The organism is Corallococcus sp. AB038B, from assembly GCF_003668955.1.
Classification (GTDB): domain Bacteria; phylum Myxococcota; class Myxococcia; order Myxococcales; family Myxococcaceae; genus Corallococcus; species Corallococcus exiguus.
The window spans coordinates 126,402-138,664 of record NZ_RAWO01000015.1 but is presented as its reverse complement, the minus strand read 5'-3'; the positions used below and the strand labels follow the sequence as shown (position 1 = coordinate 138,664).

The 12,263-nt window shown below is 69.0% G+C and carries 8 protein-coding genes; 5 read left to right on the top strand and 3 right to left on the bottom strand.

Going from position 1 to position 12,263, the window contains the following annotated elements; translation table 11 throughout:
* The first annotated feature begins 270 nt into the window (after positions 1–270).
* Together D7Y04_RS37165 and D7Y04_RS37160 are read left to right on the top strand one after the other, a co-directional pair.
* Entirely contained in the window at positions 271–963 is a 693-nt protein-coding gene (locus D7Y04_RS37165) for a lysoplasmalogenase (RefSeq protein WP_121762394.1), read from the top strand.
* Between the two features lie 15 nt (positions 964–978).
* Positions 979–1,254, top strand: a complete 276-nt coding sequence (locus tag D7Y04_RS37160) for a hypothetical protein (RefSeq protein WP_120594484.1) — start codon at positions 979–981, stop codon at positions 1,252–1,254.
* A 63-nt stretch (positions 1,255–1,317) separates the two neighbouring features.
* Here the strand turns inward: D7Y04_RS37160 and D7Y04_RS37155 are convergent, their stop codons facing one another.
* Genes D7Y04_RS37155 through D7Y04_RS37145 form a run of 3 tightly spaced genes read right to left on the bottom strand, consistent with a single transcriptional unit; the run spans position 1,318 to position 4,109 of the window.
* Positions 1,318–1,845, bottom strand: coding sequence for a hypothetical protein (locus tag D7Y04_RS37155; protein ID WP_120594485.1), 528 nt, complete (start codon positions 1,843–1,845; stop codon positions 1,318–1,320).
* Between the two features lie 48 nt (positions 1,846–1,893).
* Positions 1,894–2,883 carry a HEAT repeat domain-containing protein gene (locus D7Y04_RS37150; RefSeq protein ID WP_121762393.1) on the bottom strand — a complete coding sequence of 330 codons (990 nt, stop codon included), beginning with the start codon at positions 2,881–2,883 and terminating at the stop codon, positions 1,894–1,896.
* A gap of 11 nt (positions 2,884–2,894) precedes the next feature.
* On the bottom strand, positions 2,895–4,109 hold the full coding sequence (locus D7Y04_RS37145; RefSeq protein ID WP_120594487.1) for a hypothetical protein: 1,215 nt from the start codon (positions 4,107–4,109) through the stop codon (positions 2,895–2,897).
* Between the two features lie 436 nt (positions 4,110–4,545).
* Between D7Y04_RS37145 and D7Y04_RS37140 the strand changes: the two genes are divergently transcribed.
* Genes D7Y04_RS37140 through D7Y04_RS37130 form a run of 3 tightly spaced genes read left to right on the top strand, consistent with a single transcriptional unit; the run spans position 4,546 to position 12,117 of the window.
* Complete coding sequence (locus D7Y04_RS37140) at positions 4,546–7,575, top strand: protein kinase (RefSeq protein WP_233601752.1); 3,030 nt, start codon at positions 4,546–4,548, stop codon at positions 7,573–7,575.
* A 20-nt stretch (positions 7,576–7,595) separates the two neighbouring features.
* The gene (locus tag D7Y04_RS37135; protein ID WP_121762391.1) at positions 7,596–8,870 is read left to right on the top strand and encodes a hypothetical protein; all 1,275 of its coding nucleotides are present in this window, start codon (positions 7,596–7,598) and stop codon (positions 8,868–8,870) included.
* 10 nt (positions 8,871–8,880) lie between these two features.
* Positions 8,881–12,117, top strand: a complete 3,237-nt coding sequence (locus D7Y04_RS37130; RefSeq protein ID WP_120594490.1) for a DUF4215 domain-containing protein — start codon at positions 8,881–8,883, stop codon at positions 12,115–12,117.
* Positions 12,118–12,263: the final 146 nt, after the last annotated feature.

Here is a 12,263-nt window from a genome sequence, read left to right as displayed (position 1 = left end):
TGATCAACGCGGCGAACACAAGCGAACCTGCGAATGGCAGACGCATGGAATTCTCCCTTTGAATTGGAACAGCGGCCGGCTGGCAAAGCTTCAGCCCGGGCCGCTGGACGTCCGTATGCTTCAGCGGGGCTGCGTGATGGAAGGAATTACTGGAAACATTCTTCACGCAATCGAGTCTTTCTTGACCTGTCCGCGAGCCCTGGAGACATGGAGCGCACTCACCTGAGTCCCGTCCCATGTCGTTGATGCAAAGGATTAAGGTGCCGCCCCATGCGCGAGTCGTGGACAGGTGGGACGAAGCTCCTGGCGGCGGCGAGCCTCGCGAGCGCGGTGGGCTTCCTCTTCGTCATGGACGTGGGGCCTCGGGAGGCGCGGCTCGTCACCAAGGCGCTGCCCATGGTGTGCCTGCTGCTGTGGCTGTGGCCCGCGCGGGGGCGCTATGCGCGATTCATCTTCGCGGGGCTGGCGCTGTCGCTGCTCGGTGACGTGCTGCTGGAGGTGAGCCCGGACCTGTTCCTTCCGGGCCTGGGTGCCTTCCTATTGGCCCACGTGGGCTACACCGCCGCGTTCGTCTCCGTGACGCGGCGCCTGGCCCTGCTTCGGGCCCTGCCATTCCTGCTCCTGGCGGTGGGCGCCACCGTGGCGCTGTGGCCGGGCCTGGGCGGGATGGCGCCGCCGGTGACGGCCTATGTCGCCGTCATCTGCTCCATGGGCTGGCGCGCGGCGGCCATGATGAGCGCTCCGGAGCTTCCCCGGCATGAGCAATGGCTGGCATTCCTGGGCGCGCTGCTGTTCTCCGCCAGCGATGGGCTGCTCTCCATCCGGCTCTTCGTCACGCCCCTGCCCGGCCTGGGCTACGCCGTCATGCTGCTGTACTGGGCCGCGCAGTTCTGTATCGCCGCATCCACGCGGGTGGCGCACGCTCCAGCCGCGATGCCTATATCCTCCAGCAGTCTCACCTGACTCCTGGAGGCATCCATGTGGCGTTCCCTGGCGGTTGCTGCGTTTTGCGTTGTCGGTCTCTCGGCTTGCGGCGGTAGCACCGACGCGGACGTAGAGCTCGGTTCGCAGGAGCAGGGCCTCGCGTGCGAAGCCGGCACCGGCGCCTGCCCTGGCACCACCGTCTGTGCCTACAACGGCCCGGGCGATGAGGGGCTCTGCCGCCCTGCCTGCATCAACGGCACGTGTTCCAACGGCCAGACCTGCTGCACCCAGCCCAGCGGCGCGCCGTACTGCAACAGCTTCTGCTACTGATTGCCCAACACCACTGGAGACGGAGCGCCCCACGACGCTCCGCCTCCGGCGGGCACGTCGAAACTACTGCAGCACGCCGATGGTCTCCGCGCGGTCCACGGCCTCACCCTTGGTGGTGTAGCCGGAGTACCAGCCGGTCAGGTTGCTGCCGGACTGGTCATACTGCATATGGACGTGGGCACCCGTGGCGTTGCCCGTACCGCCCTCGTTGCCCACCTGGCAGCGGTTGCACGTACGGTCGAACGAGTCCGACGTCTTGATGAAGTGCCACAGGCGGAACGTCTTGCCGTTGGAAAAGGCGTGCTTCGCCTCGTTCTGCGTGCCGCTGCCCGTGCCGTTGCAATAGACGCCAGAGGTGCGGATGGTCACGTTCCAGGACAGGGACGCCACCACGCCCGTCTCCACGCCCCAGTAGTTGCAACGACCGCTGGAGATGTCCACCGCGCCGTGGAACGTGCCGCTGGAGTAGTTCGTCGTCGCCGTGACGGTGCCCGGGAAGGGCGACTTCACGGTGTACGAGTACGCAGCCGCGACCGAGGGAAGCGCGAGGGCCAGGATGGCCGCGAAGGCCTTCTTCTTCATGTGACGCATCGGGGGTGTTCCTTTCGGGCCGGCGGGTCCGGCCCCATGAGGTGCCGCTCAACGGACCTGTTGCTGCCGCTGCTTCTCTCTCAAGAGCAGGCCCCACTCCTGAACGCCTGATTCCAGGGCGCGGATCCACGCGTCGATCTCCGGCGCCATGCCGGGGTCCACGCTCCGCAGCTTGCGCAGCTCCGGCACGGCGTCCGCGAAGCCCAGCTCCGCGATGCCCTGCACCAGCGCCTTGCGCACTCCCGTGTCCCGCTCGCCCCGATACATGCCTACCAGCGCCTCGCGCGCAGGCCCCATCTGCGCCGCCGGCACGCTGCCCAGTGCGAGCGCCGCCGAGCGCCGCACGTCCGCGCTCTCGTGGCCCAGCATCCCGAGCAGCTTCTGCCCCGCCTCCGGCCCCATCTTGCGCGTGTCCAGGGACTCCAGAATCTTCGCCGTCACCTTCGGATCCGTGGACGCCGTCGCCGCGTTCACCGCCATGTCCGTGGCCGGGCCGTGATGGGCGGAATAGACGTGCTCGTTGTCCTCGATGAGGTTCTTCGCCGCCTCCATGCGGACCTCCGGCGAGCCGTCGCGCATGAGCCGCTCGTACATGTCCCCCGTCTTCTCCAGCGCGCCGGTGCGGCGCATGGCGCGGACGGTGGCGGCGCGGACGGACGGGTCACGGTCCTCCAGCGCGCGGCGGGCCACGGTCTGGATGGCGTCCTTCTCCGCCTCGCGCTCGCTGCGCGCCACCAGCGCCGCGGCCAGCTGCTCCACCATCGCCGGGTCCGTCTCCCGGTCGAACGCCGCGTGCAGTTCGCCAGAGGGCAACGACACGGCGGCCTCGCGCAGCACGGACTGGAGATAGTCGCGGTAGGCCTTGGAGCTGGAGCCCATTCCCTGGCGGAGCTGATCCATCAACCCACGGACCGAACAGCTCTCTCCCTGCAGCACGGGCTTCGCGGCGGAGGGCGTGGACTGAGCGGTGACGACCGGGGACGCGAACATCAGCGTCAGGCCCCCGAGCGCGCGAAGACCTTGGAGGTAGCGGGGCATGCCGGGGGCTCCTAGTTGTGGCGGTCCATGCAGCCGAAGGGGTTCTGGTCCGGCAGCTCGTTCCAGACGCGGATGAAGTCGACGTTGCCCTGGGCGTAGAGCGTCTCGAAGATGCCGTAGAGCGGCTGGAAGCGCGGATCCACGGTCGCCATGTTCGCCATCACCGGCAGGGCGTCCCGGCCCGCGACGCGCGCGGAGAACCGGAACAGCGCCCAGCGCACGCACACCGACTGCTCGCGCTGGAAGGCGTCCGTGAACGTCTTCAGCACGTTCTCCTTGTCGGAGGACATGGCCAACACCTGCGCCGCCGCGTCTCGGCCGTCCTCGTTGCCCTCGCTGCGCAGGATGCGCTCGAAGCGGGCCGTGGCCTTCGCGTCCAGCACGGGTGAGTTGTGCAGCGGCGCCGTCTGCGCCAGGTGGCGGATCTGCTCGTCCGGCGCGTCCGTGGCGATGGTGATGAGCCGGTCGAGGTACGGCGACGCGTCGCCCAGGTTCTCCGACTCGCGCGCCATCACGCGGCCCAGCGTGCGCGTGGCGGCCCAGCCCGCCTCGGTGGACGCCGGGTCGCGCGCGAAGTCCGCCATCCGGTCCATCGCGTCCGGCGTCAGGTGCTTCTGCGTGTCGAGCGCGGAGAGCATGCCCGCGCGCCGCTCGATGGGCAGCCCCTTGTCCAACCCCGCCTCCAGCAGCCGTGCGGCGACCTGCGGCTTCTGCACCGCGTCCGACTCACGCAGCCCGGACAGCAACACCTGGAACGCCGCGCCCTGCGCGTCCCGGGCCCAGTCCACCACCTGCCCCGCCTTCTTCGCGTCGTCGCCAATCAGCTCCGCGAGCTTCGACTTCAGGTAGTCGCGGACGAGCGGATCCTTCGACGCGAGCAGCGGCGCGGCCCAATCACGGAACGTCTCCAGCGTCACGCCGTCGTTGAAGCGCGCCAGCTCCGGGAAGCACGTCTGGTCCGAGAAGCGGCGCTCCGCGGCCTCCGCCTCCTCCACGCCAGCCGCCATCGCTCCCCCGCCCGTACTCCCACCTTGCGAGCCTCGGGACTGTGTGGCTTTAACGGGGGCCGCCACCGCCGCTGGCGCCTGCGCGTCGTCACCGCCACGCCACATCAACCCCACGGCCGCCAACACGGCCACCAGGCCCGCACCCGCCCATACCCAGGGGACACCCCGTGCTCGCGAAGGACCGGATGCGGGCGTCTGGGTCGGAGTGGAAGGAACCATGGGAATCCAAATAACCATGGATTCCTTGTTTCAATCAAGTAAAACAGATTGATTGGATTTTTACTGAAAGCCGCCTTCTTTCACTCGGGTGACTCCAGATACTGACCGCTCGCGTCACAGGAACAGTCCCTGCGTTATGGAACACGCACGAGACCGACGCACTTCGTGTCGCGGCGACGCAATGACTCTCCGCGCGCGTGTGCGAGCAGATGTCACATGGCGTTGCACCCTGCGCTCGTCTGCCTTCCTGCCCCCCAAGGTCAAAACAGACACGCCTCTGACGCAGGGGCGTGAAGTGTCCGCGATTCAGTGTCCGTGTATGATTTCGGCCCGTGGTGGCAGGGCCGGGGGGCTGTAGCCAGTGCATGGATGCACCGGGCGGAGGTGTCCGGGTCGCGCCATGGCTGTGAATGCGTCGCGGGAAAAGTGGCCGGACATGATGAAGAACGAAGCAGGTGCCGTGCGGCGGGAGCCTCCCGCGGTGGGCGTAACGGGTGTGTCCTCGGACCTTTCGGACCGGACACAGGCCGCGGACGTGGAGTCGCTCTTTGGAGCCGCTCCAGCGCCCGTGGAGCCGCCGTCACGTTCCAACACCGGGTCCTCGTCCACGTGGGACGGGCCGTCGCGTCCGGGCACGGGTGGCACCGGTGACACCGGCAACAACACCAGTCCCTCCATCCAGGGACACGCGCTGCGCCCGGGCATGCGCCTGCAGCACTACGAGCTCATCCGCGAGCTGGGCTCCGGCGGCATGGGCACGGTGTTCCTCGCGCGCGACGTGCGACTGGGACGCCGCGTGGCCATCAAGTTCCTGCACAGCGAGGACGCCGACATCACCCGGCGCTTCATCCTGGAGGCGCGGGCCACGGCGCGGTGCAGCCACGAGAACATCGTCATCATCTACGAGGTCGGCGAGTTCCCCGGCGGCCCGTTCATGGTGCTGGAGTACCTGCAGGGCAAGCCGCTGACGAAGGTGCTGGGCAACCAGCGCTTGCCGCCCGCGCGCGCGGTGGAGCTGATGGTGCCGGTGGTGCGGGCGCTGGAGTGCGCCCACGAGCAGGGCATCGTCCACCGCGACCTCAAGCCGGAGAACATCGTGGTGACGGACTCGGGCGCCATCAAGGTGCTCGACTTCGGCATCGCCAAGGTGCTTCAGGGCGACGAGCCCGTGGAGGCGCCCGCGGGCGGCCCCCAGGCTCAGCCGCGGCTGCACTCGGTGGAGGGCATGGGCGAGGACGTGTCCAACCTCACCCGCAAGGGCGCCATCATGGGCACCATGGCCTTCATGTCCCCGGAGCAGTGGGGCATCGGAGTCGCCGTGGACAACCGCACGGACATCTGGGCCGTGGGGTTGATGCTGTTCCGCATGCTCGCCGGCAAGCACCCGTTGGATCCGCTGCGCGGTCCGCAGCTGATGGTCACGGGCATGCTGGACGAGCCCATGCCGCTGCTCAGGACCATGGCGCCGGATGTGCCGCAGGAGCTGGCGGCCGTCGTGGACCGCTGCCTGCTCAAGCGCAAGGAGGACCGCTACCCGGACGCGTCCTCGCTGCTGCGCGCGCTGGAGCCCTTCCTGCCCGGCCGCATGAGCCGCGAGCTGCGCGTGGACGAGAGCCCGTACGCGGGCCTCAGCTCCTTCCAGGAGGCGGACGCGGACCGCTTCTTCGGCCGCACCCGTGAAATCGCCGCGCTGGTGAACCGCATCAACGACCGGCCGCTGCTGGCCGTGGTGGGCCCGTCCGGCACGGGCAAGTCGTCGTTCGTGCGCGCGGGCCTGGTGCCCGTGCTCAAGCGCTCCGGCACGCCGTGGGAGGCGCTGGTCATCCGCCCCGGCCGCAGCCCGCTGTCGGCGCTGGCCAGCATCGTCGCGCCGCTGATGAGCACATCCACCACCATCGAGGACGACCTCCAGGAGCAGCAGCGGGTGGTGGAGCGGCTGCGCGCGGAGCCCGGCTACGTGGGCAACGTGCTGCGCAGCCGCGCTCGCCGGGAGAAGCGGCGCATCCTGCTCTTCATCGACCAGTTCGAGGAGCTCTACACGCTGGTGCCGGACATCCAGGACCGGATGGCCTTCACCGCGTGCCTGTCCGGCATCGCGGACGACGCGACCACGCCCATCCGCGTCATCCTCTCCATCCGCTCGGACTTCCTCGACCGCGTGCCGGAGGATGAGCGCTTCATGGCGGAGCTCAGCCAGGGGCTCTTCTTCCTCACCGCGCCCGCCCGCGAAGGTCTGAAGGACGCGCTGGTGCAGCCGGCGGAGCGCGCGGGCTACCAGTTCGAAAGCCCCGCCATGGTGTCCAGCATGCTGGAGCACCTGGACGCCTCCCAGGGCGCGCTGCCCCTGTTGCAGTTCGCGGCCACGCAATTGTGGGAGGCGCGCGACGTCAACAACCGGCTGCTCACGGAGAGCGCCTACCAGGCCATGGGCGGCATCGCTGGCGCGCTGGCGAGCCACGCGGACAGCGTGCTGGAGAGCCTGTCCTCACAGGAGCGCACGCTGGTGCGCGCGCTCTTCCTGCGGCTCGTCACCCCGGAGCGCACGCGCGCCATCGTGTCCCTGGACGAGCTGCGTGAGCTGACGAAGGACACGGGGGAGATGCAGCGCCTCATCGACCACCTGGTGCAGGCACGCCTGCTGGTGGTGCAGACCGGCGGCGGCGCCACGGGCGCCACGGTGGAGATTGTCCACGAGTCGCTCCTGCACAGCTGGCCCACGTTGCGGCGCTGGCTGGACGAGGGCCAGGAGGACTCCGCGTTCCTGGAGCAGCTGCGCAACGCGGCCCGGCAGTGGCAGGGCAAGAACTTCGACGCACACCTGCTGTGGCGCGGTGAGTTGGTGGAGGAGGCCCAGCGCTTCCAGCGGCGCTACCGGGGAGAGCTGCCCCAATTGCAGCAGGACTTCCTCACGGCGGTGTTCGCGCAGGCGAAGAAGGGGCGCCGGCTGAAGCAGGTGCTGCTCATCGGCAGCGTGACGTTCCTGGGGCTCCTGGTCATCGCGGCGGTGGTGGCGCTCGTCGTCATCCGCAACGCGCAGCAGGAGGCCGAGAAGCAGGCCCAGGGGGCCCAGGCGGCGGAGATCATCGCGCGCGCCGCCGAGTCCACGGCCCGCAGCGCGGAAGTCGAGGCCAAGCAGCGGCTGGCCGAAGTGCAGGCCAAGGAACTGGAGCGCCAGAAGGCGCAGCAGGCGGCGGAGTCGGCCAACGAGCAGGTGGCGCTGGCCAACCAGGAGCTGCTCAGCAAGAACGACGAACTGGTGTCCGCGCTGAAGCGGGCCCAGGAAGCGCAGCTGCGCGCCCGGTTCGCCAAGAAGCGCGCCGAGGAGAGCGCCGACTCCGCGCGCGACGCCCGCGAGGACGCCCTCCGCGCGGCGGAAGAACTCTCCACGTTGCTCAAGCGGGAGAAGGAGCGCGTCTCCCGTCTGCAATCCCAGCTCGGCAGTCCGGTCATCGAGGTCCTGAAGTGAGAAGCGTCTTGAACAGGGTGATGAGCAGGTCCGCGTTCGTGTTGTCGGTACTGCTGGCGCTGGAGTCGGTGCCCGCGCTGGCGCAGGAACCGGCGCCACGGACAGGCACCACGAAGACGTCCCGGGGCACGAAGAAGGCGGGCTCGCCGAAGACGGTGGGTACCCAGAAGAAGACCACCGCTTCGAAGGCCACGGGCAAGACGAAGCTGTCCGGCACCGGCTCGTCGAAGCGGCGGCGCAAGCCCACCGCCGCCGAGGCCACGCCGGCTCCCTCGGACGCGCCCCTCTCCGAGTCCCTTCCCATGCCCCCGCCTCCCACGCCCAAGGCCGTGGAGTCCCAGCAGGAGCAGGCCAGCAGCACGCTGGAGGGCTCGCAGCCCGGCGCGGACGAACGCCCCTGGGCGAAGGGCATCTCCAAGACGGACCAGGACACGTCGCTCGCGCTGTTCGGCGAAGGCAACGCGCTCTTGAAGGAGTCCATCTTCGTGCAGGCGGTGGAGAAGTACCGCCAGGCGCTGGCGCGCTGGGACCATCCGGCCATCCACTACAACCTCGCGCTGGCGCTGATGAACCTGGACCAGCCGGTGGAGGTGCACGAGCACCTGGTGGCGGCGCTGCGCTTCGGACCGGCGCCGCTGGAGAAGGAGAAGTACGAGTACGCCCGCAACTACAAGACGCTGGTGGAGAAGCAGCTCGCGCGGGTGGACATCACCTGCGCCACGCCCGGCGCCACGGTGACGATGGACGGCCAGACGCTGTTCGTGGCCCCCGGCCGCTACGAGGGGCTGGTGCGCCCCGGCGCGCACAGCATCTCCGCGACGATGGCGGGCTTCGTGCCCAGCGACCAGAGCCGCACGCTGCTGCCCGGTGAGACGACGGCGCTGGATTTGAAGCTCTTCACGTCCGACGACCTCATCCGCTACAAGCGCCGCTGGTCCGCCGCGATGCCCTGGCTGGTGATGGGCGCGGGCGTGGCCGTGGCGGGAGGCAGCACCTTCCTGCACCTCCAGTCCCGCGACCACTTCCGAGCCTTCGAGTCCGGCATCACCGAATGCGGAGGCTGCGTGCCGCCCACCGCCGTCGCCGACGAGCGCTCACAGGGCAAGCTGATGCAGACCGGCGCCATCGCCGGGTACGCCGTGGGCGGTGCCGTCATCGTCACCGGCGCGGTGCTCGCCGTCCTCAACCAACCCAAGCCGTACCGCATCGAACCGGGCCAGGAGGCGGCGACCGTGCAGGTCACGCCGCTCCTCGGCGCGGGTTCGGGCGGTGCCGTGGCCACGTTCCGTTTCTAGAGGTCCTCGCATGACACGCGTCTCCCCCTCCTCCATGGCGCGCGCCCTGCTTCTCCTGGCCGCGCCGCTCCTGCTGCTCTCCTCCTGCTTCCAGGCCACCACGGTGGACTGCCCCGCCGGGCTGGTGTGTCCGGACGGCCTGAAGTGCGCCGCGAACCAGGCCACCTGCATCTCCACGGAATGTGGCGACGGCATCGTCCAGGACCACGAGCAGTGTGACGACGGCAACATCGTGGACGGCGATGGCTGTAGCCGCGACTGCAAGTCCACCGAGACATGCGGCAACGGCATCGTGGACCAGGTCACGAAGGAGAAGTGCGACGACGGCAACACCCGGGACGGCGACGGCTGCAGCGCGGACTGCAAGTCCAACGAACTGTGCGGCAACGGCGTCACGGACACGGCCGTGGGCGAGAAGTGCGACGACGGAAACAACGCCAGCAGCGACGGCTGCAGCGCGGACTGCCTGTCCAACGAGACGTGCGGCAACGGCTACACCGACCCCACGAAGGGCGAGAAGTGCGACGACGGCAACACCGTCAGCGGCGACGGGTGCAGCGAGGACTGCCGTTCCCAGGAGAGCTGCGGCAACGGCTACGTGGACGTCGCCAAGGGTGAGAAGTGCGACGACGGCAACAACATCAACGGAGACGGGTGCAGCTCCGACTGCAAGTCCAACGAGACGTGCGGCAACGGCGTCCTCGACGTCATCAAGGGTGAAATCTGCGACGACGGCAACAACGTCAGCGAGGACGGCTGTAGCGCGGACTGCCGCTCCGCGGAAGGCTGCGGCAACGGCGTGCGCGACGGCGAGGAGCAGTGCGACGACAGGGGCGAGTCCGCCACCTGCAACGTCACCTGCACCGTGCGCGTCTGTGGAGACGGCATCGTCAACCGGACCGCGGGCGAGCTGTGCGACGACAAGGGCGAGTCCGCCTACTGCAACGCCAACTGCACGCTGCGCTCCTGTGGCGACGGCGTGGTGAACACGTCCTCCGGCGAGCAGTGCGACAACCCCGGCCCCGTCAACAGCCCCGCCTGCGACGCGGACTGCACCATCGCCTTCTGCGGCGACGGCTTCACCAACATCACGCGCGGCGAGCTGTGCGACACGGCGGGCAACTCCCGCACCTGCAACGCGAACTGCACGCCCGCGGCCTGCGGCGACCAGTTCCTCAACACCGCGGCGGGCGAACAGTGCGACGACGGGCCCAACTCCGCCATCTGCGACGTGGACTGCACCCCGGTGGCCTGCGGCGACGGCGTCACCAACACGGCGGCGAAGGAGCAGTGCGACGACGGAAACACGCGCGACGACGACGACTGCCTGGGCACCTGCAAGCCGAACATCTGCGGCGACAACGTGGTCAACGTCAACGGGCCGGACCGCCCGGAGTCCTGCGACGACGGCAACACCCGGACGGAGACCGCATGCGACTACGGCACCGCCACCTGTCAGGCGTGCAGCGGAGACTGCAAGACGGCGCTCGCGCTCACGGGCAATGTCTGCGGCGACAACATCAAGGACGCCACCAACGAGGCCTGTGACGACGGCAACATCGAGACGGAGGACGCCTGCCCCTACGGCACCTCCAGCTGCAAGGTGTGCCGCTTCGACTGCAAGGAGAGCCTGTCGCGCACGGGCAACACCTGCGGCGACAACGTGAAGGACGCCACCAACGAGGCCTGCGACGACGGCAACACCAAGACGGAGACCGCGTGCGATTACGGCCAGGCCAGCTGTGAGAAGTGCCGCGCCGACTGCCAGGCGACCCTCGCGCTCCAGGGCAACGTCTGCGGCGACGGGAACAAGGACCCGAACCCGGCCAACGAGCTGTGCGACGACGGCAACACCGCCACGGAGACCGCCTGCCCCTACGGCACCGCCAACTGCCAGGTGTGCCGCGGCGACTGCAAGGAGCTTGTGTCGGTTCGCGGCAACGTCTGCGGCGACAACGCGAAGGACCCGGACCGCGAGGCCTGCGACGACGGCAACACCACCACGGAGACGGCCTGCCCCTACGGACAGGCCAGCTGCCAGAAGTGCAGCGGTGACTGCCAGAGCGTCCTCCCGCTCCAGGGCAATGTCTGCGGCGACAGCGTGAAGGACGCGACCAACGAGGCCTGCGACGACGGCAACACCCGGACGGAGACCTCCTGCCCCTACGGTCAGGCCAGCTGCCAGGTGTGCCGCGGCGACTGCAAGGAGCTCGTGCCCGTCACGGGCAACGTCTGCGGCGACGGCGTGGCGGACCTGGCCCACGAGAAGTGCGACGACGGGAACACCACCACGGAGACGGCCTGCCCCTACGGCCAGGCCAGCTGCCAGCGGTGCAGCAGTGATTGCCAGACGCTCCTGACGCTCGGCGGCAACGTGTGCGGGGACGGGGTGCAGGATCCCAGCGCTTCGAACGAACTCTGCGACGACGGCAACACCACCACGGAGTCCTCCTGCCCCTATGGTCAGGCCAGCTGCCAGGTGTGCCGCGGCGACTGCAAGGAACTGCGCCCCGTCACGGGCAACGTCTGCGGGGACGGCGTGGTGGACTCGGCCCACGAGGCCTGCGACGACGGCAACACCAACACGGAGACGGCCTGCGCCTACGGCACGGCGAGCTGCAAGCGCTGCAGCAACGACTGCCAGACGGTCCTCTCGCTCACGGGCAACACCTGCGGGGACGGAGTGCAGGACCCAAACCCGGCGAACGAGGCCTGCGACGACGGCAACACCCTCACCTGCGGTTCGTGCAGCGCCAACTGCAAGGCGAAGACGCTCACGGCGGCGACGGGCACCATCACGGCCTCGTCGGGCGCGCAGATGTTCGACGAGGAGACGTTCACCATCGGCGACGGCATCAACACGCCCGTCACCTTCGAGGTGGACCGCGACAACAAGCTCAAGAACCCCGCCAACCAGCGGGTCGCGCTCCAGTCCGACACGCCGGCGGCGCAGGTCGCGCAAGCCATCCGGAACGCCATCAACGCGGTGACGGAGCCCTTTGAAATCGAGGCCACCATCTCCACGGGCAGCACCATCACCGTGAACCTCACCCACAAGCTCCAGGGCTCCATCGGCAACCAGACCATCACGGAGAAGATCACCAACTCGGGCTTCCGGGTGAGCGGGATGACGGGCGGCAGCGGCTACGACTGCGCCCTGGGCACGAAGTGCATGGGCGACGAGGACTGCGCCCGCGACCTGGTGTGTGGGGCCAGCAAGACCTGCGTCGCTCCGCCCGCGCCCTGAGCGGCTTCCCAGACGTGTGACATCCCTCTTGAAACAGGAATGTCACACGCCTTGACGCACCGGGCCATGTCTTGCGTCACACGCGAGCGGGCCCGGGGGCGCGAGTGGGGGAACGTGCGGTTGACTTCACCGTCGTGGGGGTGGTG